The following is a 25,669-nucleotide window of genomic DNA, read 5'->3' on the forward strand; positions in this document are numbered from 1 at the left end:
AGATGGCTTTCCCGATTCGAAAACTTCTGATCGTCTCCTTACTGTCCGCGCTGGGAAGCGCGGGAGCGCTGGCGGCGGAACAATCCCATTTTGAACATTTTATTACTCGTGATGGTGCTGCGTTAAAAGACGGCGATCGGCTCTTTCGCTTTGCCGGGATCCACGCTCCGGAGCTGCATCGTATAGAGGATGACGCGAGAGGGACCTGCAAAGCGGATCCGCGTGGGTGGGGGCAATATTTCAAATGGCCTACTGCTGAAGAGCAAGAAAACTGGATTAAAGCCCTGGTACAAACGGGTGCTAAAGCACAGCGCGTGTATGTGCTATCCGTTCAGCAGGAAAACGACGCGGCCTGCGGACGTGAAACGCATATCCTGTCACCGGAAACGCCTGACGGCATGCCGCGGTTGAATGAAGCGGCAATGAAAGTTTATGACAACATGATTGCTGAAGCGGATAAGCAGGGGCTTCGCCTGATTCTACCGTTTATCGATCACTGGTGGTGGTGGGGTGGGAGAGAACAACTTGCCGCATTTTATCATGAAAAACCTGAGGATTTTTATCGGACGGACAGTAAAACCTTCCAGGCTTATCTGGACGTGATTCGTCAGGTAATAACCCGGACTAACACCATTACGGGACGCCACTACTACGATGAAAAGGCGATTATGGCGTGGGAAACGGGTAATGAACTGGAGGACACTAACGCCGATTTTCTTCATCAGACATCAGCCTGGATCCGTAAATGGGCACCCCATCAGCTTATCGTCGATGGGACTTATAAAAAGGTGAATGATTTTGCGCTCAGCGATCCGAACGTCGACATCATCAGCAATCACTATTACACCAATGCCAATAACAATCATCCCGAGCAGGTGCGTAAAGATCTTGCGGCGATAGGCGGCAAAAAAGTGTATCTGGTCGGCGAATTCGGTCTGCTCGATCAAAAAGACCTGAACGCTATCATGCAGTCCATTGTCCATTCCGAGGTCAATGGTGCTCAGGCTGCAGGTGGCTTTATCTGGGGTTTTCGCGGTCATCGGCATGATGGCGGTTTTTACTGGCACAAAGAGTATACCGGGCACTATAGCTACCATCTGCCTGGCTTCCCGGATGAGGGGAAAGCGAACCAGGAGATGGAGGTTGTCAATCTGGTACGAACCGCCGCGGCACAAATGGCTGGTCTGAGCAAGGCGCCAGCTCTGCCGGTACCGGAAGCACCGAGGTTGCGCGAGGGCGATTCCCCCTTTGCCATTAACTGGATGGGGTCACCCGTTGGGCGTTATTACGACGTAGAAAGAGCGGCACAGCCACAGGGGCCATGGACACGCGTAGGAAAGGACATCTCCGACGGCAAAAATGAATGGAACCCGTCAAAAATGAGTCTTTTCCGCGATGACTATCGCAGCCTGACGCTCGGCCAGACTTACTACTATCGGGTAATCGCTAAGAATGAAAGTGGTCAGTCAGCACCTTCAAACGTAATTCGCCTGAAGCATATGCAGAAAAACCTTCCACCGGTTATCACTCTGCAGGACATGCTTTCCACCACTGTCGATAAAGGCGTTCAACTCAATGCGGCCTGGCAGGATGACAATCTGCCTGACACGAAAGTCAGCGTAGCGTGGAGTCATAACGGTAAGAATAACGTGCACTTCTGTGACAGCAGCAAAGAGGAAACCCGAGTCTGGTTCTCTGCGCCGGGTGACTATGCATTGACCTTTACTGCTGATGACGGGTTGCTGGAAAGCAGCAAAACGATAAATGTCAGCGTGAAGCCCGCTGTGAGGCCTGTACCGGCAGATTATTGCCGCTTTGGCAGCGGGACTCTTGATGTTAGCAAGGGAACACTTACCTCAACTAAAAGTGAAAAAGAGACCTTAGCCATCGGAGAAGACGGTTTTCTCGGTCCTTTCGCTCGTGACGGAGACAGCGTGAGCTGGCAGGTTAACGCTCCCTGGGACGGTAAATTCGCCCTACATGTGAAATTTAACGGCAAATGGGGAAGCAAGAAAAACTCGGTCATCGTGAACGATGGGATGCCAGTCAGCATTGAGTTTCCGCAAACGGATGAGAAGGGCCAGACCATAGTCGTTCCTGTTTCGTTCAGAGAGGGGGCAAATACCATCAGTTTTGGAAAGTTCGCCGGCGACTGGGGATATATGTTCATCCAATCAATTGAAGTTACTGCAGAGTAGTTATTTGGCTGCCCTTCTGGGGCAGCTTTTTATCATTCAGGAGGCATTATGAATCGGTATCAATTTCCGGAAGATTTTTTTTGGGGCGCAGCGGCGTCGGGTCCTCAGACGGAAGGCATAGCGCATAAGCCGCACCGTTCTATCTGGGATAGCTGGTATGCAGAACAGCCCAACCGCTTTTTCCAGCAGATTGGTCCGCAGAAAGTATGTGAAACCTACAGCAAATATAAAGAGGACGTTGCGCTAATGAAGCAAACGGGATTTAACTCGTTTCGTACATCCATTCAGTGGTCACGGTTGATTGATGATTTTGAAACTGGCGCCCCAAACGCGGAAGCCGTCCGGTTTTACAACAACTACTTAGATGAGATGATCGCCAGCGGCATTGAGCCAATGATTAATCTTTATCATTTCGATATGCCGGAGATTTTGCAAAAGCAGTATGGCGGTTTTGAATCACCCCATGTGACGGATCTTTTCGCACGGTTTGCACGCACGGCATTTGAGCTATTTGGTCATAAGGTCAAATACTGGATCACCTTTAATGAGCCGATAGTACCTGTCGAAGGCGGCTATCTTTATGATTTCCATTATCCTTGTAAAAAAGATGGCAAGCTGGCGGCGCAGGTTGCATTTAACATTATGCTGGCGCATGCAAAAGCGGTGCAACTGTACCGGAAACTTGAGCTACCGGGCGAAATAGGCGTGGTGCTTAATCTGACTCCCTCGTATACCCGAAACAATAGCGACGAGGATAAAAAAGCAGCGTGGTATGCCGACCTGTTCTTTAATCGCAGTTTCCTTGATCCGCTGGTTAAGCATGAATTCCCGAAGGATTTATGTGAAGTCCTCGCAACCCATGATTGCTTGCCAGAAATAAAAAAAGCGGATGTCGATCTGATAACGAGTTCGCGGGTAGATTTCCTGGGGGTTAACTACTATGTTCCACGTCGGGTTAAAGCGCGCGAATGTCCCTATGAACTTGATTACTTCACGCCAGAGTATTACTTCGAGAACTACAGCGATCCCGAAGGGCGCTTCAATCCGTATCGCGATAATAACGAGATTTTTCCGCAGGCGATTTACGATATAGCCTGCAACATCCGCGATAATTACGACAATATGAAGTGGTATCTGGCTGAAATCGGTATCGCCATGGATATCCAGTCAGAAGGTCCTGTTCTGGCTGATGGGGTTATTGATGACACTTTCCGTATCGAATTAATGGAAGAACACCTCGAACAGCTCCATCGCGCCATCAGCGAGGGGGCGAACTGCTTTGGCGTACACCAGTGGACATTTATTGATAACTGGTCGTGGATAAATAGCTTTAAACGCCGTTACGGTTTCTGGCGACTGGATCTGGAAAGCGGGGAGCGACAGATAAAGCGCAACGCTCTTTGGTTTGCACAGTTGGCTGCCTCTAATGGATTTACGCCCGGAGCGTTTATAAAGGGCAACAAGTAATGGTCTCGTTCTATCGCATGATGTTTAGGGGAACGGACGGTGTAGACATTCATGTTTAACGGCGTGATTTTATATTAGAAGAGGAAAATAGTCCGCACGGCATAGACTGAGCGGGCTATTAGGGAGTCATCCAACTTGTGAATCACCCATAACTAAAATCGAGTAGTTGGGAAACTGTCGCGGCAGCGAGTAATATTCGCGCTGCCGGCGCTGGATATTGTCATTGTTATTTCGTGAAAGAGGATCATAACGGACATCGTCAGGACAGGACCATAGTAAGTAAGTTAACAATCGACTGCATTTAACATAATATACATTATGCGCACTTGCATGGAGCGTGGCGGATAACGGCGTTTAACGTTGTGCATTACTGTGGTTCTTGCTGGCCTGTGCTTGTTCCGTTCTCGTAGCTATCCAATCAAACTGGTCATCTATCGTTGCTCTGTCTGCGACGAGCGCCATTCAGCCTTCATGATATCCGCAATCAGACATGTCGCTTTCTTTCTCCAACAATCATCTCCGGCTGTCAGATTACATCGCGGACAACAACAACATCATTATGTCGTTGTCCGCGTCTACAATATCATTCTCAACATGGCGTTTTCACGGCTCATCGTTCGCCATCGCTCCCGGGCGACTTCGTCCTCGCCATGTCATCCCGATCAGAACACCTTAAATCGATATTCCATGATGACTTCCGAAGACAGCGTGTTGGTACGTGTATAATGGCCATCCGTAAGGACTGGCGTTTTTCCTTGCGTCTTGTATGACCATCCCGGCCCGAACATTGCCCAAAAGGTGAAGTTTTTAAACATGGACTGCGTTGGAACCCAACGGCTAAAGGCATTGATTTCCCCGGTGCGCACGTGATTCCCCTTATAGTTAAATTGCCCGATGTTTCCCGCCAGGCCCACGGCTAATTCAGGCGTTAACCGATATTCGGTGATGTTCGCCAGCACCAGTTCCCCATCACGCATGTAATCGTCGCCAGCGTAGGCCATAGAAATAAATGTTCCCCGGGAATTTTTGCTCATGTGGCGTGGATAAAACCCGACTTCATCTGCTTTTTTAGCATTGGTGTAGCCAATGCCCATTTTGCTATTCCAGCGTTCACCTTTCCAGGTCGCGTCCAACGCAAAATGCCAGGCATTATTGTCAAAATCACGTTTACTCGCGGGCATTGCACGGTAACTTTCCATGGCGTGGGTGCCGTATACCTGAGTGCCTATCGTTAGCTGCGTATCAGGTCGAAACTGCGTAAACAGCAGGTGCCGCTGCAGATAGCCTTTGCTCTCACCATAAGCATACTGTGCATCAAAATTTTGTCCCCGCCAGAGCATTTCTCCGCTTGCCAGGTGGCTAATATATTCACCGGTATTGGTCTGAAATCGCTTTTTATCTGGTGAGTTTCTGTCCATGGAATTTTCAAGCCATGCCCCTCTTATGGTAAATGGACCGTAGCTTAAAGCACTGCTTACGCCGGAATACGTTGTCGGCGAAAGCCTGTTAGATGTTGAAATAACGCCATAATTTTTCAGCATCTGCCATCCCCAGCGCGCGTTTAGCTGAGCACCAGAAAGCGTGTAGTTAAGCTTCACATTACGTTGACCAAACTTTGAATACCCTTCTGCATTGCTTTTTTTGTTACCAGTCCCATTGTTATAAAGCACGCCGCGGGAGTTGAAATAGTCGCTGGCGCCCAACTTTATCGCGCTATAATACGATACGTCGAAGCCGATAATATCGGCTAAATAACCAGACTGGTATTCTGCTGAAAATCCCTGTCCCCAGGCGTTGTGTACATGTTTAGGGTTGGCATTTTCCTCCTTAAGATATTTCCAATAATTCTTTGCAGAGACAGTGAGCTGTGAGTCAGTAAAAAAAGGATCTTCAAAAATAGCGTCTGTAGCGGCCCATGCAGGCGTAACCAGCCCGCACGCTATTAACGCGGCAGTTATATTTTTAAACATTTTTATTTCCTGAGAAAAGATCCGCCATAGCATATTTATGGCGGAAAACTAAACTGTCAGATTATTTATGGTTTAGTGAAACCTTGCCTGCTTCAACGTATTTCATGGTGCCAATTTCTGGCACACTGTATTTACCATCGTGATAAGTGATTTTCACCACCGCAGCATTCGACAATGGCAGATTTTTGGCCGGGTCGTCCGTCAGATCGGAAATCATTATCTGAATCGCGGTACCTGAAGAAATGGCCAGAATATTTTTATCACCCTCTTTTTGGGCATTTTCTACAATAGTTGCCAGCGCAGCTTGTGTCCGTTCTTTTACCTGCTCATAGTTTTCCGCTAGTTGTTTAGGATCGGATTTGGCCAGCGCGTTCTGGCTTTCGCTTACCGAAAGTGTGCCAGCTTTCATCGCCTTAAAAAGCGCTTTACTGTCCGACATCCCTAGTGCGTGTGCGCCTGCATTGGCCATATCGACATTATAACCGCCTTCAAAACCGCCAAAAAACGCCTCTCGCAGGCCTGTCATTTCGGTTAAATGATAATCCGTTACGCCAGCCTGTTTAAGAATCACTGCCATGGTTTCGCGCTGCCGTCCCGCATCACTGGAATAAAAACGATCAAATTTTATCCCTTTGAGTCCCTCACCTAAATATTGAGCAACCTGCACCCCATCCTTCGTCAATGGGGAATCAATCCAACCTTGCACGCGGTCAAACGAATTAAGCAGCGTTTTCCCATGACGCGCAAAATAAATATTGATGACCTCCTGGTCATTTTTATCGTTACTTTTCGCCATCAGCAGTGGACTGGTAACGGCGGTAACAGCCATTAAGGCCCCCAGAAATAATTTTTTCATTTTATAAGAATCCTTTTCTATAGCCAAAAAAAAACCTACGTACTCTTCAGCGCCCTGGCATGCAGGTGGAGAAGAAAACGTAGGTTTTGCCTGTTGATACAGTAACAATCCAGCTATTACGGACCCTATCACTAATGCTTTTGAATTGCACTTAATCTATAACGATGATTTATGTAAATGTGATCCTCCTCATATCAACCGTATTTCCGTCTGGACGTAAATATCTGCAGTACGTATTTTAAATTCACTTGGGATTGTTACTTTTTCAGGCAAAACCTAAGGCCGTTTCTGTACTCGTTGCAGGAGCGGCCTTAGGTTTTTTTTTGCATTGTATCTACCCTAGGATTAACAGGAGTTTCGATGAACAAGTCATGTATTGCCGCAGCGCTGATCTCTGCATTCACTTTCACCGTAAGCGCCGCCCCGCTTAAAATTTTGATTGTAAACGACGATGGTTGCGAATCTCCGGGCAGTATTTCGCTTCAGGAAAAACTCACGCAAAAAGGTTTTGAGGTATGGATGGTCGCTCCTGCCACCAATCAGAGCGGCATCGGTTCGGCCATTACCTTCAAAACGGGTAAAATCTTTGATGTAAAGAAAGCTGCTGATAAACGCTACTGCTTCCCGGGAACGCCTGCTGATGCGGTTGATTTCGGCTTACGGGGACTACTCATTAATAATCAGCCGGACCTGGTTATCTCTGGCGTCAACGATGGCCCGAATACCGGGATGGCCCAGGTCAATTCAGGGACGGTAAGTGCGGCAGCCAGGGCTGTACGTTATGGTTTCCCGGCGATTGCGGCCAGCATTGGGTATATCTTTACCGAAGATGAAATGAAGAATAAATGGCCAAGCACACATAAATATTGGCCTGATGCGGTGGATTATGTGGTTGAGGTTGTTGAGACCCTGAATCGTAATCATGTTCCTGGTTCACCTTTGGTGCCTAAAGGATCGGGTTTAAGCATTAACTATCCGCCGCTGCCAAAATCAAAAATTAAAGGTGTGCACTATATCGAAAATGAGATGTTCCCTACCCCACAGATTGGTTATGATATTTTACCTGATGGACGCGCCAAACAAATCATCAACCCGGCATCGTTAAAGAACGTTGAGAACGATACCGATTCCGGCTGGCTTAATAAAGGTTATATCACCTACACCCTCTTTGATGGGGCAACGAACGCGCCGCAATTTCAGGCGCAATATGAAGCACTGCTGAATAAATAATTCACCAGTTTATTTCACAACTTTGTACCATCCACTTCGTTCCTGCCGGCGATACACTAAATCGCTGGCAGGCGATGTTTTCAATTTTTCATCACCGCCTAATTATATTGCTCAAGCCCTCATCCGTACTGTACGACGCGTACCCTTCCAATATCAGGTAAATACTTGATTGAGTTCAAAAGTTAGTCTATTTCGGACTATTCCTGGTTGTTTATGGTTTTTTTAACATCTAACCTCATTTTTCTATAATTCCACAATTCACGTAGCGAGCAGCTCATGACCTTCCCTGCACATTCTTCAAATCTGCCCGACTATGGGTTTGCTCGTAGCCTGGGACTAGCCTCTGGTAGTGATTTTGATTTTACCGCGCTGGCCGCACAACTGGACTGCTCCCGTGATTTCTCTCAAGCCGGGATAATCTATTCCGACGGAATGAATCGCTGGCTTGTGCGCCCTTCACGTAGAATCGCCACACCAAACCAAAGTAGCGTTAGCCATGTTATCGTGACAAAAATTGCATCCTCGACGCCGCACAATGCCGCAAAAGCCACGATCAAAACGCTACAAGCACCGTCACTGGCTAATGAAATTACCTCCACGGCTATAGCCTGCGGCGCTGCCGTGGTCACTGTCTTTTTAGCGCTTGGAGCTGGCGCGGCCATCCCCCTCACCGCCGGAGCCTCAGGCGTGGTGGCAGCAATGATCACTGCAGGTGGTGTGGCTACCGGTTTACAGTGTTTTATCGGTAGCGGACGTCTGTTAGCTATCGGTATCGGCCATGAGGAGGATATTGCCTGGCTTGACAGCCAGGACTGGTATACCGCAACCTCAACAGCCCTGGATATCGTTTCTTTAGCTGGCGCTGGTGCGGGTTTAAAAAGTACCATTGCAACATATAAATTAATGAAAGCCAGTTCCTCCTCCGGGGCGATAAACTGGCTCAAAAGTCTGAGCCGGGCCGAGCGTAAGCGTATTACAGAAGAAATCATCCGCGCCCAAAATCCAGGAATTTCTAACGGTGGAATTAAGGCGGCCATGCAGGCGCAGCTTTACCCTAAGCGTTTCCCGTCTGAGGCTATACAGCGTTCTTTGCAGCGCGAATTAACGAATGCGGTTATTAATACCTCAGCCTTCGCGGGGAGCGCGCTCACCGGAACAATACGCCACCCGCAAAATATGACGCAATCCGGTAAGTACGTCATCGGCGTTATACAGTCGTTCTCATTTTAGATAGTTAAAGCACTCGGCATAATGAAATATATTAATGACAGTCTCAAACTGGGCACCATCGTTGAGCAAAGGATAAAGGAGCAGGATCCTAAGCAGTTAGAGTCCGCGAAAATGTACTTGATGGAGCGTATGGGAACGCCTGTCGGGTTGCATACGGCTGGCGTGCCTTTTATTTTAAGCGCGCTGTTAAGCGTAATAAGTTTTGCTATGCCGCAGCTAACGCTTTGGGGAGCCATCTTTCAGTGGTTTTCCTGGCCCGCGCATGCTGTTTTTGCTGGTATCATCCCCACAGGTTTACTCTATTGTCTGCTGATCTTCCCGTCGATGACGCTGTTCTCTCGGGGTTTTCTGGCGGCGCTTAAGTTCTATCTAGGTCTGATTTTCCTGACCGCCGCGCTCGCCGCGGGAAATCTCGTTTACGCATTCATTTCGGTATTCATATTTGGCGGGCATGCCGGTTTGCTTATAAGTGCTTTGGTTGGTGTATTGTTTAGCGCTGGGAGCATCAAACTCATTAACAGCGCTATGTTTGTAAAAACCTCAGCATTTTATTTACATAATCGAGTTTGGCGCTGGCAATTAAAACATCATGCACAAAATGCGATATGATAAAAAACCTCTGCTGGCTCATGCTGACGTTGTTAAGCTCGACGGGGCTTGGCGCCTGGTTTCTTCAACAGCAATATGACGCGCGCTCCGCCGACTTCCGCATCCTGTATCGAGAAATCACGGTAAAGGTGTCGCAGCACGATGCCATCATCCCCCTGCTTCCGGCCGGTCAAAATGCCGCCGAAGTCCAGCAGATCCTGCCGCAAATCGTGCAATGGCGCCGCTACGATTCCCTTGAACCGCGACGCCCCATCGTCGCGCAAAGCCCTGCACGCTACTGGCTGAATCTTCCGGGCATCTCCCTGCTGATTGATTTGAACACCCTACTTAACAGTCTCAATGAGAAAAAGACATTCAAACATCTTGCCATTCTCTGGGACGATACCACGTTGCTTGAGGAAGGTACCGCCTCTGCCAACACCTGGTGGCGTTGGGAGAAAACCGTCGCCAGCCCGACGCAGCCGCTGCGGATTAGCGCAGGCGATAACCCGCAGTGGCATCAACTGCCGTGGTGGCTGATACTTTCACCGGCACTGTTCTGGGCGGTGATTATCTATCTCGTTAATCAGTATCGAACCAATAAACGCCGACGGGATATCGCCGATTTACGCTCTCGCTATGGCGAACTTACTCGTCTTAATACCATGGGCGAACTGGCCGCCGGCATCGTACATGAGCTTAATCAACCGTTGACCGCCATCATGAGCTATAACCAGGCGGCAGTGCGCCTGATTAAAAAAAATGATCCCGTGCGGATCCCCGAACTACTTGAGGCCTCAGTGTTGCAGATAAAACGCATTGACGCCCTGCTCAGCCAGTTTCGTCTCAAGCTCACTAGTAAGCGCGCCGAATATCAGCCGGTGGACCTTGCGTCCCTGTGGCTACGCGTTTGCGAATTACTGGATAACGAGATCGGCGCGGGGAAAGTTCGTATCTCCAGCCATTTTCCGTCGGACCTCCCCGCGCTTCCTGCGCCGCCGCTATGGGTGGAGCAAATACTGCATAATATCGCCAGCAATGCCATTCAGGCGCAAGGCGCAAATGCTCCCGGTAGCGCATGGATTCATTTGCAAGCTGAGCGAGTGAATGACGGTATTACCTTAACTATTACTGATGGCGGACCAGGGTTATCGACTGAAGCGCTGGAGCAGATATTTATGCCGTTTTATACCACCCGTAGCGACGGCGTTGGGTTGGGCATGGCCCTCACCGATACTCTCGTCCAGCGCCTTAATGGCACGATAGAAGCGAGCAATATCACCGGACAAGGCGCCTGCTTCCGGCTATGGTTTCCGCTACGCACGGAGGAAAAGTAATGGAACAGTATATCTGGTTAATAGATGACGATGCGGCAATCCGCGATTCATTGAGTCTGCTGCTCTCAACCGTTGGCTGGCAGGCGCAGGCTTTTGATAGCGCACACGCTTTTCAACATCAGGCAGGGAATCTTGCTGAATTAACCGGCTGTATGCTGCTGGATATCCGCATGCCGGGGAAAACCGGGCTGACGCTGCTCGATGAGTGGCGCCGGCTGGGTTTAACCTTACCGGTTATTATTATGACCGGGCACGGTAATATTGATTTATGCCGTCGCGCCTTCAAAAATGGCGCCTTTGAATTTTTAACCAAACCCATTGATGCCGACCTGCTATTCGAAGTGGTCGGCGAAGCGATGGCGCAGCAAAAAGCGCATCTCGAACGACAACAAATATTACTGCCGCTGCAGGAAAAGCTCGCCACACTTACCGCCCGCGAACATGAAATGCTCCAGCAGTTGATTCAGGGATATTCCAGTAAAGAAATCGCCCGTTTATGCTCGCTATCGCCGCGTACCGTCGAAGCGCATCGCGCCAATATTTTTAGCAAGCTTGAAGTTAACTCGCTGCCCAAACTGTTAAAGATTTACGCTGATGTCGCCAGTGGTTCTAAGTAAAAATACCTGGTACGTTCGGTATTCGCGGCAATAGTCGCCATGCTCCCTGCGCCCTAGTATTGGCCTATCGCCACTCAACACGACGGAGCATCACTATGAAACGTATTCTTCTTAGCACCATTCTGCTCGGTAGTCTGGTCACTACCGCCTGCGCCGCCACGGGCGTACTCAGCCAGCAAAATTTGTCACTTGAGCTCGCGGATAAAATCGCGCAAAGCACGCTTCAGGCCTGCGTCAAAGATGGCTATAACGTCGCCGTCACTCTGGTCGACCGTTCCGGTACGCCACTATTGATGAAGAGAATGGATAATGCCGGCCCGCATACCGTCGAAGCCAGCCGTATGAAAGCATTCACCGCGCTAACCACTAAAAACGCCACCAGCGCTGTCATGAAAGGTTCTCAGTCCAACGCCGGAGCCGCGAACCTGCGCGATATACCCGGTTTTCTGCTATTAGCTGGCGGAGTGCCGGTTAAGATGGGCAACCAGGTCATTGGCGCGGTTGGCGTCGGCGGCGCGCCGGGGGGAAATTTTGACGAAGCCTGCGCAATTGCCGGGTTGAAATCTATCGAAGGCGAACTTAACCAGGGCTAATCCAAAGCGCGGGTAGACTATTGCTACCCGCTTTGCCATAGCGGGTTACCGACTCACATGCTGCATGGCGTTTTGCTCAACCGCCCCGCTTATCTTCTTCGCCCGACTTTCTTGACCAAAGAAGGTCAGTATCGCGATAATGATCGCTACCGTACCGGCAACAATTGCCATCGCCAGTCCATAGTTCTGACCATGATGTTCCGCGATCGTGGCCTGCAAAGTCGCATTAACCGAAGCAATAAGATTACCCAGTTGATACACAAAGCCCGGCAGCACCGCCCGGGTATTCGCTGGAACGAGTTCATTCAGATAGGTCGGGACCACGCCCCAGGCGCCCTGAACCATGAACTGCATCAGGAATGCGCCGATTCCCAACATCAGTGAACCGCTAGCGAATGCCCACAGCGGGATAACCGGTAGCGCCAGCAGCGAGGCGGTTATAATGGCCTTTTTACGACCAATCTTCTCGGAAAGCGAACCGAACAGCACCCCGCCGATGATCGACGCAATATTGTAAGTGACCGCAATAATACTGATCGTTTTCGGATCAAAGCCGTGCTGCACTTTCAAAAATACCGGATACAGGTCCTGGGTGCCGTGGGAAAAAAAGTTGAACGCCGCCATCAGTACCACCAGATAACAGCACAATTTCCAGTGCGTTTTCAGTACCGGCAGTAGCGCCGTGCTCTCCTTTTTCGCCCGTGACGCCAGCCATACCGGTGACTCCTGCACGCAGAACCAGATAAACGGCAGCAGCAAAATAGGCGCAGCGCCGATAACAAACATCCCGCGCCAGCCGAGTAAATCAAATAGCAGCCCATAAGCGACGGCGGCAATCAGATAGCCAAACGGATAACCGGCCTGGAAAATTCCTGACATCAGCCCCCGGGAACGATCCGGAATGGTTTCCATTGACAGCGACGACGCCACGCCCCAAATACCGCCCATCGCCACGCCATACAGCACTCTTAAAACCAGAAAAATCGTTAATGACGGCGCCGCGGCGGACAACAGCTCGAATATCGAAAAGAAGATGATATTCAACATCAGGATCGGCTTACGGCCATATTTCTCGGCGAGCCGACCAAAAATGAGCGCGCCGATAGGCCGTACGGCAAGCGTCAGTAATATCGCCAGCGTGACCTTTTCCAGCCCAACGTGAAACGTCTGGGCAATGTCACTCAGTAAGAAGACGAGGAGGAAAAAATCGAAGGCATCAAGTGTCCAGCTTAAGAAGCTGGCAATGGCGGCATTGCGCTGTAGTGAAGTCCAGCCTAACATCGTGTTATCCCTATCCTGGCACAGCGGCCTGGAGATGTAGCAGCTAGCCGAAAGAACATGCAGGGCCAACTGCATATGTAAATGTAAAGTTTCTTAAGTTACCCATATGTTAAATACACCCAACAATCGTATGGCTGCAAGTTAATTAGCATGCTAATTTGTTTCAAATTAAGTATATGTCCCCTGATACCCCGCGCAGGCAGAATGTATAGCATTTGATATACAGCTGTTCTACAATGAGCTGTATACCAATTGCTATACGGGAAAAGAAGATGAAATCAGATATCCAACTCAACATCCGGGCGAAGGAGTCCCAGCGGGCGCTGATTGATGCGGCCGCTGAAATTCTGCATAAATCGCGGACCGACTTTATTCTTGAGATGGCCTGCCAGGCGGCAGAAAACGTCATTCTCGACCGTCGGGTGTTTAACTTAAGCGATGAACAATACGCCGAATTTATCGACATGCTGGATGCGCCGGTTGAAGCTAACCCCGCTCTCGATAAATTGCTGGCGAGAAAACCGCAATGGGAAAAGTAAGCGCGCCGACGCCGCTATCTTCACACCACCAGATTGCGGAATTTTGTTGTGGAGAAACGGTTCTCGATCAATGGCTAAAACAGCGAGGATTGAAAAACCAGGCTCAGGGCGCCGCGAGAACCTTTGTGGTCTGCAAGGAAGATAGCCACCAGGTGGTGGGGTTTTATTCGTTAGCAACCGGCAGCGTTAATCACACGGAAGCCACTGGCGGCCTGCGGCGCAATATGCCCGATCCTATCCCGGTCATCATTCTCGCCCGCCTGGCGATCGACTGCGCTTTTCACGGACAGGGGCTGGGGGCCGATCTACTCCATGATGCGCTCTTACGCAGTTATCGCGTTGCCGAAAATGTTGGCGTACGTGCCCTGATGGTCCATGCTCTGACCGATAGCGCGAAACGATTCTATCTACACCACGGATTCAAAGCCTCAACCACCCAGGAACGCACACTTTTCCTCGCTTTGCCTAAATAACTCCACCTTTCGTCATTTTCTCTACCACACTTATCTTTCAGTTCGGGAACCGCACCAAAGGAAGGATAACGATGAAGAAAGTGGCGATTGTCGGCGTCGGGCCGACCGGGATATATACCTTTCATTCCCTGGTTGAACGGGGTGAGCCGCTGGAGATAGTGCTCTACGAGCAGGGTGAAGAGGCTGGCGTCGGCATGCCTTATAACGATGAGCATAATTCAGCGCAAATGCTGGCGAATATCGCCAGTATCGAAATCCCCCCCATCTATATTACCTATCTGACGTGGCTACAAAATCAGAGCGAAGACTGGCTCACCCGGTATGGCATTGAGCGTGAGGCCTTACATGAGCGGCAGTTTTTACCGCGTGTGATCCTCGGCGACTATTATCGCGATCGGTTTCTCGCGCTGTTAGAGAAAGCAAGGTTAGCGGGGTTCAAAGTTAGCGTGCGCGAGTCCTGCGAGGTGACCGATATCCAGGCAGAACAGGATGGCGTCAAACTGTGGGTTAACCACGCGCCCACAGCGGAACGCGCGGATTTTGCCGTTATCGCCACCGGACATCTTTGGCCGCAGGATGATGATTCCCCCCGCGAATATTATCCCAGTCCCTGGAGCGGCTTGATGCAGGCGCAGATAGCCCCGTGCCGGGTCGGTATCATGGGGACGTCACTCAGCGGCATTGATGCCGCCGTCGCCGTCGTCATTCAGCATGGCCACTTTACGACTGACGAGGATGAGAGCGTCCATTTTCGGCTTAATGACGCCAGCCACAAACTCCACATTACTCTGATGTCGCGAAACGGCATTCTGCCCGAGGCCGATTTCTACTGCCCCATCCCCTATGAACCGCTGGAGATAGTCACCCATCAGGCGCTGGAAGCGGCCATTGCCGAGGGGAGCGAGGGATTGCTGGATCGTGTATTCCAACTTATCGTCAAAGAGCTGGAACTCGCCGCGCCGCACTGGTGCAAGCAGATAGGGTTACGCCAGCTCACCGCGGATACATTCAGCGACGCCTGGTTTGTCGACAGAAAACGCCACGATCCCTTCGCCTGGGCGCAAGCCAATTTGCAGGAAGTGGAACGCAACAAACAGCAACAGCATACCGTGCCGTGGCGGTATACCATTCTGCGATTGCATGAAGTGATTGAGATGATTGCGCCGCATCTTAACGAACGCGATCGTGAACGCTTTAAAACAGGGCTCGCCCGGGTATTTATCGATAATTACGCGGCCATTCCGTCGGAATCGATTCGCCGCCTGCTGGCGTTACGGGAGGCAGGGCTTATTAGTATTCTGCCGCTGGGGTCCGATTATCAACTGGAAGTTCAACCACAACGAACGGTCATCCACCATCACAATCAACGCAGCGAATTTGACGTCTTTATTGACGCCAGAGGCCAAAAGGCGCTGAAGAGTAAAGACATCCCTTTCCCGACGCTGCGCCAGCAGCTTCTCGCCTGTGGTGATGAAATCCCGGATATTGGTGACGATTACACCCTGCAGGCGCCGGCGTGCGCTCGCGGACGCATTGCCTTCGGCGCGCTGCCGTGGTTGATGCATGACCGCCCTTTCGTTCAGGGCCTCGTCGCCAGCGTGGAAATCGGCGCCGCGATGGCGAGAGCGGTTTCACAACAGGCCAGCGGTCGCCGGCGCAAGCTGTGGTTCAGCGATGAGTGGTGATCCATCAGCATGCGAATAACGACGAACAGCGTCTTAAGCGCAACAACGGAAAAGAGGCCGCCATTCAGGCATGCTACAACTAAAGGTCATCAGGCAGCACAACGCTTACGAGGTACTTATGAGTCAACTATTTAGCCCTGCGCGAATTGGCAAACTGGAGCTGGAAAACCGTATTGTCATCGCCCCGATGTGCCAGTACTCGGCGGATAATGGCAAAGCAACCGCCTGGCACCGCATTCATCTCGGACAACTGGCTTTTTCCGGCGCCGGTTTATTAATTATCGAAGCCAGCGCCGTCGAGCCTGCGGGCCGCATCTCCCCGGCGGACGTCGGCTTGTGGGACGATGAAACCGAAGCCGCCCTGTACCGGGTACTGGAAGATGTTCGCGCCTATTCAACAACCCGCATCGGTATCCAGCTGGGACATGCCGGGCGCAAAGCTTCCGCCGCTGCACCCTGGCTTGGCGGCGGTCAGTTAGCGCTGGATAACGGCGGATGGCAAACCGTCGCCCCATCCGCGCTGGCATTCCATGACGGCGACCGGGCGCCGAAAGCGCTGAGCCATGACGATCTGGCGCGGCTTAAGCAAGCCTTTGTTGATAGCGCGCGACGCGCCGAACGCCTGGGAATTGAACTGATAGAGCTGCATGCCGCGCACGGCTATCTGCTGCATCAGTTCCTCTCCCCGTTGAGCAACCAGCGTACAGATGAATACGGCGGTTCGCTGGAGAACCGCTTACGTTTCCCGCTGGAGGTTTTCCAGGCAATACGGGAGGCGGTCAGCGAAAATATCGCCGTCGGCGTGCGACTTTCGGCGACGGACTGGGTGGACGGCGGTTGGGATACCGCGCAATCCATCGTCTTTAGTCAGCAGCTTGAAGCGCTGGGTTGCGACTATATTCACGTTTCCAGCGGCGGATTGTCGCCACGGCAGGCGATTCAGGTCGGTCCTGGCTATCAATTACCGTTCGCCCATGAAATCCGCCAGCAGATCAACGTTCCGGTCATTGGCGTAGGGTTAATCACAGAACCGCAGCAGGCTGAAGATGCCCTGGTAAACGGCGACGCCGATCTGATTGCCATCGCCCGCGCTGCGCTCTACAACCCACACTGGCCGTGGCAGGCTGCGGCTGCTCTGGGGGCCCAGGTTAGCGTGCCGCCGCAATATCTGCGCTCGGAGCCGCATGGTCTGAAAGGTACGTTAAAAGCTAATCGCTGAAGCTTAACGATATGAATGATAGCGGCGCATCAGCGCCGCTAGATTACGGCAGGGTTAATCGCGGGTTTGCACCCAGAACGCGTGGATGAGACCAGGAATGTAGCCCAGCAAGGTCAGAATTATATTCAGAATGAATGCCCAGCCGAAACCTTTACCCAGCAGTACGCCCAGCGGCGGCAGGATGATAGTAAATACGATTCTCCAGAAACCCATACACTCTCCATACAAACAAAATTAACGACTTAAAAAAGAGACCTCGTCTCTAAGCATAGTAATTCTACCTGATGCCGCCACGTTAGCCGCCCTTTTTACCCGATTTTACGCATCTCGTAATGACTATTGCGTCAGCGAGTGCAATTCATCCGATGTATGGTTTTGTGAGTTCGATCATGTCCTCCACTACGCATTGTCGTTATCCTTAATTCAACTTGTATGGTAGTAGACTATAAACAACGCGGTAAGGAAAAGTTTTCATGCAAATGACGATGCGCTGGTTTGGGCCAGACGAAGATAAAGTCACTCTTGAACAGATCCGTCAGGTTCCGGGGGTGGAAGGTGTGGTCGGCGCGCTGTACGACGTTCCGGTTGGCGAAGTCTGGCCGCGGGAGAAAATTAAGGCGTTAGTCGAGCAGACCCACGCTAACGGTCTGACGATGGAAGTTATCGAAAGCGTGAATATTCACGACGCGATTAAAATCGGGCTGCCGGAGCGCGATCGCTATATCGCCAACTATCAGCAAACTATCCGTAACCTCGCCGCCTTTGGCGTTAAGGTCATCTGCTACAACTTTATGCCGGTTTTCGACTGGATGAAAACCGACATGAACTACCGGCTGGCGGACGGGTCGCTGACGATGGCTTTTGAAAAAGCCGGCATCGATAAAACGCTGGAACAGGTTGTTGCGGAAGTGCTCAGCAACGCCAACGGCTATGCCCTGCCGGGCTGGGAGCCAGAACGTTTAGCGCAGGTACAGACGCTATTCGACAGCTATAAAGCGGTCGATGATGACAAACTGCGAGAAAATCTGCTCTATTTTCTGAAAAAAATTATCCCGGTCTGCGAAGAGGTCGGCGTGAAAATGGCCATTCATCCGGACGATCCGCCGTATTCCATTTTTGGTCTGCCGCGCATTATTAAAAACCGCGACGACCTCGACTGGTTGTGTCGCGCGGTGGATTCACCGGCAAACGGAATTACCTTATGTACCGGCTCTATTGCCGAGGAGCCGCAAAATAATGTTTATCAAATCCTCGCGGAATTCAGCCAGCGCGGGCGCATTCATTTCGCTCATGTGAGAAATATTAAAATCATAAAAGATAAAGATTTCTACGAATCGGCGCACCCTACCCGCTACGGCTCGCTCGATATGTATCGGGTGATGCAGGCGCTGCACGACAACGGCTTCGACGGCTATATTCGTCCCGATCATGGCCGTTTTATCTGGGGTGAAACCGGCCGCCCGGGATACGGCCTGTACGATCGCGCGCTCGGCGCCACTTACCTGCTGGGATTATGGGAAGCGCTGGAAAACCAGCACGCCTGATCCGCTCTTCACTCAGGTGCCGGAGTTCTCCGGCACTGAAAATATAATAAAATCTCTGTTGGGAGGATGCCATGTCTCCAGCCCTGGCTCTGCTATGGGTGGTGGTCGGTATTGCGCTACTGGTCATCATGAATCTGAAATACAAAGTCCACAATATTTTCGCCTTGTTAATTGCCGGCCTGTTTGTCGCCATTATGGAGGGCGTGCCCCTCGATAAAATCGTCTCGATGGTTCAGCAAGGACTGGGCGGAATAATGGGACACCTGGCGCTGATCATTATATTCGGCGCTATCATCGGCAAATTCATGACTGAATCCGGCGCCAGCCAGCAGATTGCCGATACGGTCATCAGGCGTTGCGGCACCCGTTATCTGGCGGTCGGCTTGATGTTTATCGGCGTCATCTTCGGCATCGCCATGTTTTATGAAGTGGCGTTTTTGATTGCCATGCCGCTGGTTCTCAACATCGCCAGCAAAGCCAATATCCCGTGGATGAAACTGGTTATACCGACGGTCGTCGGCGCCACCATGGGCCATAGTTTATTTCCGCCACAGCCGGGGCCGGTTGCATTAGTCAGCGCCTTCCAGGCAGATATTGTTCAGGTTTATCTGTACGGCATTATCGTTATCATCCCGGCGCTGTTCTGTGCGGGGATTTTATTACCCGCCTGGCTTCCGGGCATCCGCGAGATGAAGCTGAATGCCATGATTAAACCACAGGAGGAGAAACCCGCCGAGGCGCTGCCGTCGTTTGCGGTCAGTATTGCTATTCCGCTGATCCCCGCGATATTAATGATTGCGTCTTCGCTGATTCAGTCGCTGTTTGGCGCGACCTCTTCTGCGGCAAAATTCTTCCAGTTTCTCGGCAGCGCGGAAATTAGCATGCTGCTGGCGACCGGCGCCGCAATCTGGCTGCTCGGCTGCCGCCGCGGTATGAATGCCGTTCAGGTTAACCACTGCGTAACGGATTCGGTCGCCAGAATTGCCAACGTCCTGTTCGTCATCAGCGCCGGCGGCATTCTCAAACAGGTTATTATCGATTCCGGCGTCGGCGACCATATCGTCACGATGATGAGCCACGTCCCGCTGTCGCCGTTTATTATCGCCTGGTTGATTACGGCGATTATTCGTATTCTTACCGGCCAGGGCGCCGTGGCGGCAATTACTTCAGCCGGCATTGTTTCGCCGATGGTGACCGCGTTTCACCTTAATCCGGCGCTGATGTGTCTGGCGGTGGCCTGCGGTAGCAATACCATTACTCTGATGTATGACGGCGGGTTTCTGCTATTTAAGGAAACGTTTGGTATCTCGATGCGCGATACCTTTAAGACCTGGGGCTTACTGGAGCTTATCAACTCGGTGGTGGGTCTGTTGATGGTGTTATTACTGAGTCTGTTTATTTCCTGATAAAATACACCGCGGCGAGAATAGTATCGCCGCGGTAGCAGTCCAGTATCTTACTGCTGGCCGGCCGGCGTCTGCTGAGCTGGCGCTTGCTCCGGCGCGATACTCTCTTTTATCTCTTTAGTTTTATTGGCGGCATCGGCGGAAAGCTGGTTGGCTTCAACGATGGCGTTATCTTTAATTTTTCCCGCCTCTTTCATGATCGCATCGCTTTTTTGCTGCGCATCCTGTTTAACCGCATCCGCTTTATTTTTCGCATCCTGGGCAATCGCGTCGGCTTTCTTGTCGGCTTCAGATTTAATACTGCTGGCCTGGTTTTTCAGGCTATCCGCTTCATTATTGGCCTGCGTTTTGATGTCGTCGATCTGCTTATCCGCTTCTTGCTTAATGGCCCGCGCTTTATCGGCAGCCGCATCTTTAATTTGTTCCGCGTTATCTTTAGCCTGATCCAGTTTATTGTCGACTTTCGATGAGTCATCGCAGCCAAACAACGCCAGGCACAATGCAGAGGTAATCAGCGTTTTATTCCACAGTTTCATCAGTATTCCCTTATCGGTCCAGGTGGTAATCCAGTGACGGTCATAGCCTTGCCGTATCGGCATAGTCAATTTATTTATAATCGCTATGCCTGGAGAGTCAAGCTATCGATAATTTTCAGTAATGCTTTGCCGGAAAACGCATAGACAGGTTAAAGACAGCGGCTAATTTGCTTAAAAACAAGGCAAAAAACCGCTATTCCAGCAATCGATACGCCCGGGCGGATAACCTGCTTTCCTTCTGGATGGCTAAAAAGCATCTTATATTCCATTTTGCGCTAAACGGCAGATTTATGTTCTTTAAAATGCCGTTTTTACAGTTCTACCATTCAGCTATCTCGATACGAATGGGTAAATGGTTATGTCACTCTTTCACTCTGTAAGCGACCTGATTGGTCATACCCCGCTGTTACAGCTGCATAAACTGGATACCGGCCCGTGCAGCCTGTTCCTGAAACTGGAAAACCAAAACCCCGGCGGTTCGATAAAGGATCGCGTGGCGTTGTCGATGATTAATGAAGCCGAGCGCCAGGGAAAACTGCGCCCCGGCGGCACCATCATTGAAGCCACCGCCGGTAATACCGGGCTGGGGCTGGCGCTGATTGCCGCCCAGAAAGGCTACAAACTGATCCTGGTGGTACCGGACAAAATGAGCCGCGAGAAAATTTTCCATCTGCGCGCGCTGGGCGCCACCGTGCAGTTAACCCGCTCGGACGTCAACAAAGGCCATCCCGCCTATTATCAGGACTACGCCCGCCGTCTGGCGGAGGAAACGCCGGGCGCGTTTTATATTGACCAGTTCAACAATGAAGCCAACCCGTTGGCTCATGCCACCACTACCGCGCCGGAGCTGTTTGAGCAGCTCGATGGCGATATTGACGCCGTGGTGGTCGGTGTCGGCTCAGGCGGTACCCTGGGCGGTTTGCAGGCGTGGTTTGCGGAGCATTCGCCGAAAACCGAATTTATTCTTGCCGATCCTGCGGGGTCGATTCTGGCGGATCAGGTAGAGACCGGGCAATACGGTGAAACCGGCTCCTGGCTGGTGGAGGGGATCGGCGAAGATTTTATTCCCCCGCTCGCCCATCTGGAGAAAGTACGCAAAGCATGGCGGGTGACCGATCGTGAAGCGTTCGCCACCGCCCGGCAACTGCTGCAGGTGGAAGGTATCCTCGCCGGATCGTCAACGGGCACCCTGCTGACAGCAGCCCTGCGTTACTGCCAGGCGCAGTCCACCGCTAAACGGGTGGTGACCTTCGCCTGCGATAGCGGTAACAAGTACCTGTCGAAAATGTTCAACGATGACTGGATGCGCCAGCAAGGTCTGCTAAGCCGTCCGACGCGCGGCGATCTTAGCGATTTTATTGCCCTGCGTCATGACGAAGGCGCAACCGTCACCGCCGCGCCCGACGATACGCTGGCTGCCGTCCTTGCTCGTATGCGCCTGTACGATTTTTCCCAGCTGCCGGTGCTGGAAAACGGTCACGTGGTAGGCATCGTCGACGAATGGGATCTGATAAGCCACGTCCAGGGCGACAGCCAGCGTTTCGCGCTGCCGGTCAGAGAGGCGATGACCCGCCATGTCGAAACCCTGGATAAGCACGCCCCGGAAAGTGCGCTTAAAGATATCTTCGACCGTGGACACGTCGTGGTCGTCACCGATAACGATCGGTTTATCGGCCTGATCACCCGTAGCGACGTCCTGACCACCTGGCGTAACCGACTGGAACAATAAGGAACGAACATGAAAAACCTACAGACGCTCAGCGTCCATAGCGGCATTTTTAACGACCAGCATGGCGCGGTGATGCCGCCGATTTATGCCACCTCCACCTTTGTCCAGCCCGCGCCGGGTCAGCATACCGGCTATGAATATTCACGTAGTGGTAATCCAACCCGCCACGCGCTGGAGACGGCCATCGCTGAGCTGGAAAGCGGTAGCCGGGGTTTTGCTTTCGCTTCAGGCCTCGCAGCTATTTCCACGGTACTGGAACTGCTGGATAAGGACAGTCATCTGGTAGCGGTAGATGATGTCTATGGCGGCACATACCGACTGATTGAAAATGTTCGCCGTCGTAGTGCCGGGTTACAGGTCACTTGGGTCAAACCTGACGATCTGCCAGGCATCGAAGCCGCAATCCGCCCTGATACACGGATGATTTGGGTAGAAACGCCGACCAATCCGTTATTAAAGCTGGCGGACCTTACCGCCATCGCCGCGATTGCCCGTCGACATAACATTATCAGCGTCACCGATAATACCTTCGCCTCACCGATCATTCATCGCCCTATCGAACTGGGCTTTGATATCGTGGTGCATTCGGCGACCAAATATCTCAACGGCCACTCGGACGTGGTTGCCGGTCTGGCGGTGGTTGGCGACAACCCCGCGCTGGCCGAGAAGCTGGGCTATCTGCAAAACGCCGTCGGCGGCGTACTTGACCCATTCAGCAGCTTCCTGACCCTGCGCGGCATTCGCACCCTGGCTCTACGGGTGGAACGTCATAGCAGCAACGCTCTGCTGCTGGCGGAATGGCTGGAGCAGCAGCCGCAGGTCGAGAAAGTGTGGTTCCCCTGGCTCGCCAGCCATCCTCATCACGATCTGGCTCGCCGACAGATGGCCCTGCCAGGCGGTATGATTTCCGTTGTGGTCAAAGGAGATGATGACTACGCCGGGCGCATCATCAAAAAACTACGGTTATTTACGCTGGCGGAAAGCCTGGGGGGCGTGGAAAGCCTGGTGAGCCAGCCATTCAGCATGACGCACGCCTCCATTCCGCTGGAACAGCGGCTGGCGAATGGCATAACGCCGCAGTTGATCCGACTCTCGGTAGGTATTGAAGATCCGCAAGACCTGATTGCTGACTGGCGAAACGCGTTACGTGAGTAAACGCTAACCCCGCGCACCGCGCGGGGTATCATGAGCTTCAGCAGAAACATACCGCTTTGGCGTTTTCCGTCGGATGATAGGGATCGCTTTTGTGATCGTCGCTATCATCCCGTTTACGTGGGATCTCACCGTGTTTACCCGGCTCTTCGCGCGCCGGGTGTTTACCGCGTTTATCCAGTTCATGGTGATGCGCTCTGCTCATCGTCTGGCTCTCCGGTTAATTGGGTGCCTGTTGGCGCAGCTTATCAACCCGCACCAGCGGCGGCGTCATTTTGCTATCCAGGCTTCCGTTAATGCTCACCAGTTTGTCCGGCTTGATTTCCTGACCATCAAAAACGGCTGCCGGAATAATGGCCGCAATGGTGCCGGTTTTATCACGGAACAGATAGCGGTCGTCGCCTTCATGCTTAATCACATTGCCGCGCAGGGAAATAGTCGCACCGTCGTGCATGGTTTTCGCCTGCTCAATGGTCATAATCCGGCCATCCTCCATACCGCGATAGCCGTCGTCCAGCTGGTGCGGTGGCGGCGGCGCGGCATCGTTTTTAAAACCGCCCTTTTCTTCAGCCCAGACGCCAGCGGTGAGTAACAAACAGAGTGTCGCGATTAGCTTTTTCCTCATTATTTCACCTTTCATGTCAGCAGACTGTTATTAAAGTCTGGCCGCTGATAGCGATTTTAACAACGTCAATAATTCTGATATCAGCTAAAATAACAACGTCGCTATCGCTGCGTTAAATATAAACATCATGCTGGAGCCCAAATAATGGACAATAATCAACAGGATCCGCCAGAGATAAACGAGAATCTACAGGCGCTACGCTTCGAGTATAACTTCCGGCGCTACGGGGTGGTTTTTCTCGCCATTATTATCATTGCTGCATTATGCGGTTTATTTTCATCTGGCATCCTGAGTTCCGCCCATCATGAGAATTCCGCTTCATCGTTAACGGTAGACTATGACCGTTTTGCCAGACTAATGAGCGAAACCGAAGTCAATATTCAGGTGAAAAACAGTAGCCTCGCTCATACCTCAGTGGATTTTTCACCCACGTTATTAAGCCATTACCAAATTGGCGATATTCGACCGCAGCCCGATAAAATGTACAGCGCTAACGGTCATCTGATCCTGGTTTACAATGAAAATAGCCGTGGCGCGCCGCTTTCAGTGTGGTTATCCATCACGCCAAAAACTTTCGGCAACCTTTCCACGACACTGCAGGCGAATCAGCAACCCGCCGTCACCTTTAACCAATTTGTCTTTCCGTAGGAGCCACAACGATGGAAATGGTGCTCAGAGCCGTCGCAATCTATCTTATCTTATTGATTATTTTTAAAGTTGCTGGCAGAAGAACGCTTATGCAACTCACCAGTTTTGATCTGATTTTACTGCTGATTATCAGTGAGGCCACCCAGCAGGCCATGCTCAGTACCGACTATTCTGTCACCGGTTCAATGCTGACGATTGTCACGCTGGTCAGCGTAGATATTTTATTTGGCTATATTAAGAAACGCTTTTCGCAGGCTGAGAATTATCTTGATGGTTCGCCGACGATCGTCGTAGAAAATGGTGTTGTCGCTGACGATAAAATGAAAATGGTCAATATCTCTGTGGATGACATATTGCTCGCCGCGCGACAGCACCATGGTATATATCAACTTGAGAAGATTAAATTTGCGATCCTCGAACGTAACGGCCAGATTTCAATTATTCCGACCGAAACGTGAGACGTTACTTATCACGTTTATCACGTTCCGGTTGTTTATCTCCCGACTCAGGTGCCCGTGTCGGGTCGTCCTCTTCTTTTTCAGCAACATAATTAATATACATACCCCTCCAACCTTGCGGCATTGAATTATAAAGGTAGCGTTACCACGAAATTTATCCATTGCCATTATAAATAATATCGCTTGTTAGCCATAATAAGTACTCTCAGATATTTCCGACCACCAGCCAGCAATGAATCAATAATACTCAATTACTCATGACCAATACACCATGGCGAAATGCCATGT

25 protein-coding genes are annotated in these 25,669 nt (G+C 51.3%); 18 read left to right on the plus strand and 7 right to left on the minus strand.

The window, feature by feature from the left end; genetic code table 11:
• Positions 1-2: 2 nt before the first annotated feature.
• Positions 3-2,198: a CBM35 domain-containing protein gene (locus PGR23_RS06265; RefSeq protein ID WP_396279698.1), complete on the plus strand. Its 2,196-nt coding sequence runs from the start codon at positions 3-5 to the stop codon at positions 2,196-2,198.
• Between the two features lie 48 nt (positions 2,199-2,246).
• Complete coding sequence (locus PGR23_RS06270) at positions 2,247-3,665, plus strand: glycoside hydrolase family 1 protein (protein WP_396279699.1); 1,419 nt, start codon at positions 2,247-2,249, stop codon at positions 3,663-3,665.
• 662 nt (positions 3,666-4,327) lie between these two features.
• Here PGR23_RS06270 and PGR23_RS06275 read toward each other — a convergent pair.
• Both PGR23_RS06275 and PGR23_RS06280 read right to left on the minus strand, forming a co-directional pair.
• Positions 4,328-5,635, minus strand: coding sequence for an OprD family outer membrane porin (locus PGR23_RS06275; RefSeq protein ID WP_072251423.1), 1,308 nt, complete (start codon positions 5,633-5,635; stop codon positions 4,328-4,330).
• Between the two features lie 61 nt (positions 5,636-5,696).
• Complete coding sequence (locus PGR23_RS06280) at positions 5,697-6,491, minus strand: histidine phosphatase family protein (RefSeq protein ID WP_049060921.1); 795 nt, start codon at positions 6,489-6,491, stop codon at positions 5,697-5,699.
• Positions 6,492-6,851: 360 nt separating this feature from the next.
• On the opposite strand from PGR23_RS06280, the gene surE reads away from it, so the two are divergent.
• From surE to PGR23_RS06310, 6 genes are all read left to right on the plus strand, one after another.
• The gene (gene surE, locus PGR23_RS06285) at positions 6,852-7,721 is read left to right on the plus strand and encodes a 5'/3'-nucleotidase SurE (RefSeq protein WP_045394414.1); all 870 of its coding nucleotides are present in this window, start codon (positions 6,852-6,854) and stop codon (positions 7,719-7,721) included.
• Between the two features lie 276 nt (positions 7,722-7,997).
• On the plus strand, positions 7,998-8,951 hold the full coding sequence (locus PGR23_RS06290; protein WP_047048276.1) for a hypothetical protein: 954 nt from the start codon (positions 7,998-8,000) through the stop codon (positions 8,949-8,951).
• 21 nt (positions 8,952-8,972) lie between these two features.
• On the plus strand, positions 8,973-9,560 hold the full coding sequence (locus tag PGR23_RS06295) for a hypothetical protein (RefSeq protein WP_047048272.1): 588 nt from the start codon (positions 8,973-8,975) through the stop codon (positions 9,558-9,560).
• Positions 9,557-10,876, plus strand: a complete 1,320-nt coding sequence (locus PGR23_RS06300) for a sensor histidine kinase (protein ID WP_396279700.1) — start codon at positions 9,557-9,559, stop codon at positions 10,874-10,876. The genes PGR23_RS06295 and PGR23_RS06300 overlap by 4 nt, the downstream gene beginning before the upstream one ends.
• The gene (locus tag PGR23_RS06305) at positions 10,876-11,493 is read left to right on the plus strand and encodes a response regulator transcription factor (RefSeq protein WP_047048266.1); all 618 of its coding nucleotides are present in this window, start codon (positions 10,876-10,878) and stop codon (positions 11,491-11,493) included. The genes PGR23_RS06300 and PGR23_RS06305 overlap by 1 nt, the downstream gene beginning before the upstream one ends.
• A gap of 95 nt (positions 11,494-11,588) precedes the next feature.
• Entirely contained in the window at positions 11,589-12,086 is a 498-nt protein-coding gene (locus PGR23_RS06310) for a GlcG/HbpS family heme-binding protein (protein WP_047048263.1), read from the plus strand.
• Positions 12,087-12,131: 45 nt separating this feature from the next.
• Here the strand turns inward: PGR23_RS06310 and PGR23_RS06315 are convergent, their stop codons facing one another.
• A complete protein-coding gene (locus PGR23_RS06315) occupies positions 12,132-13,367 on the minus strand; it encodes an MFS transporter (RefSeq protein ID WP_047067471.1) in 1,236 nt (411 codons plus the stop codon).
• Between the two features lie 272 nt (positions 13,368-13,639).
• On the opposite strand from PGR23_RS06315, the gene PGR23_RS06320 reads away from it, so the two are divergent.
• The 4 genes from PGR23_RS06320 (at position 13,640) to PGR23_RS06335 (ending at position 17,283) form a co-directional block, all read left to right on the plus strand.
• The gene (locus tag PGR23_RS06320) at positions 13,640-13,906 is read left to right on the plus strand and encodes a DUF1778 domain-containing protein (protein WP_015705366.1); all 267 of its coding nucleotides are present in this window, start codon (positions 13,640-13,642) and stop codon (positions 13,904-13,906) included.
• A complete protein-coding gene (locus tag PGR23_RS06325) occupies positions 13,894-14,379 on the plus strand; it encodes a GNAT family N-acetyltransferase (RefSeq protein ID WP_047048257.1) in 486 nt (161 codons plus the stop codon). Before PGR23_RS06320 ends, PGR23_RS06325 begins: the two co-directional genes overlap by 13 nt.
• Before the next feature lie 71 nt (positions 14,380-14,450).
• The gene (locus tag PGR23_RS06330; protein ID WP_396279702.1) at positions 14,451-16,064 is read left to right on the plus strand and encodes an FAD-NAD(P)-binding protein; all 1,614 of its coding nucleotides are present in this window, start codon (positions 14,451-14,453) and stop codon (positions 16,062-16,064) included.
• 118 nt (positions 16,065-16,182) lie between these two features.
• Entirely contained in the window at positions 16,183-17,283 is a 1,101-nt protein-coding gene (locus PGR23_RS06335; RefSeq protein ID WP_396279703.1) for an NADH:flavin oxidoreductase/NADH oxidase, read from the plus strand.
• Between the two features lie 54 nt (positions 17,284-17,337).
• Here the strand turns inward: PGR23_RS06335 and PGR23_RS06340 are convergent, their stop codons facing one another.
• Positions 17,338-17,496, minus strand: a complete 159-nt coding sequence (locus PGR23_RS06340) for a YqaE/Pmp3 family membrane protein (RefSeq protein ID WP_002903230.1) — start codon at positions 17,494-17,496, stop codon at positions 17,338-17,340.
• Between the two features lie 260 nt (positions 17,497-17,756).
• Between PGR23_RS06340 and uxuA the strand changes: the two genes are divergently transcribed.
• Both uxuA and PGR23_RS06350 read left to right on the plus strand, forming a co-directional pair.
• The gene (gene uxuA / locus PGR23_RS06345; RefSeq protein ID WP_396279704.1) at positions 17,757-18,827 is read left to right on the plus strand and encodes a mannonate dehydratase; all 1,071 of its coding nucleotides are present in this window, start codon (positions 17,757-17,759) and stop codon (positions 18,825-18,827) included.
• 71 nt (positions 18,828-18,898) lie between these two features.
• Complete coding sequence (locus tag PGR23_RS06350) at positions 18,899-20,233, plus strand: gluconate:H+ symporter (protein WP_045394438.1); 1,335 nt, start codon at positions 18,899-18,901, stop codon at positions 20,231-20,233.
• Between the two features lie 50 nt (positions 20,234-20,283).
• On the opposite strand, the gene PGR23_RS06355 is transcribed toward PGR23_RS06350, so the two are convergent.
• Positions 20,284-20,769, minus strand: a complete 486-nt coding sequence (locus PGR23_RS06355; RefSeq protein WP_396280103.1) for an E3 ubiquitin--protein ligase — start codon at positions 20,767-20,769, stop codon at positions 20,284-20,286.
• 352 nt (positions 20,770-21,121) lie between these two features.
• Here PGR23_RS06355 and PGR23_RS06360 point away from each other — a divergent pair, with 352 nt between their 5' ends.
• On the plus strand, positions 21,122-22,498 hold the full coding sequence (locus PGR23_RS06360) for a pyridoxal-phosphate dependent enzyme (protein ID WP_165430647.1): 1,377 nt from the start codon (positions 21,122-21,124) through the stop codon (positions 22,496-22,498).
• A gap of 9 nt (positions 22,499-22,507) precedes the next feature.
• The gene (locus PGR23_RS06365; RefSeq protein ID WP_396279706.1) at positions 22,508-23,653 is read left to right on the plus strand and encodes a trans-sulfuration enzyme family protein; all 1,146 of its coding nucleotides are present in this window, start codon (positions 22,508-22,510) and stop codon (positions 23,651-23,653) included.
• Positions 23,654-23,690: 37 nt separating this feature from the next.
• Here the strand turns inward: PGR23_RS06365 and PGR23_RS06370 are convergent, their stop codons facing one another.
• The gene (locus PGR23_RS06370) at positions 23,691-23,855 is read right to left on the minus strand and encodes a hypothetical protein (RefSeq protein ID WP_074165369.1); all 165 of its coding nucleotides are present in this window, start codon (positions 23,853-23,855) and stop codon (positions 23,691-23,693) included.
• 15 nt (positions 23,856-23,870) lie between these two features.
• Complete coding sequence (locus PGR23_RS06375; protein ID WP_045394442.1) at positions 23,871-24,275, minus strand: YdeI family stress tolerance OB fold protein; 405 nt, start codon at positions 24,273-24,275, stop codon at positions 23,871-23,873.
• Between the two features lie 144 nt (positions 24,276-24,419).
• Here PGR23_RS06375 and PGR23_RS06380 point away from each other — a divergent pair, with 144 nt between their 5' ends.
• Both PGR23_RS06380 and PGR23_RS06385 read left to right on the plus strand, forming a co-directional pair.
• On the plus strand, positions 24,420-24,923 hold the full coding sequence (locus PGR23_RS06380) for a hypothetical protein (protein WP_047048243.1): 504 nt from the start codon (positions 24,420-24,422) through the stop codon (positions 24,921-24,923).
• 11 nt (positions 24,924-24,934) lie between these two features.
• Positions 24,935-25,381: a DUF421 domain-containing protein gene (locus tag PGR23_RS06385; RefSeq protein WP_045394445.1), complete on the plus strand. Its 447-nt coding sequence runs from the start codon at positions 24,935-24,937 to the stop codon at positions 25,379-25,381.
• Positions 25,382-25,669 lie beyond the last annotated feature (288 nt).

It is taken from the genome of Klebsiella sp. 141162 (genome assembly GCF_050600755.1).
GTDB classification, from domain to species: domain Bacteria; phylum Pseudomonadota; class Gammaproteobacteria; order Enterobacterales; family Enterobacteriaceae; genus Klebsiella; species Klebsiella aerogenes.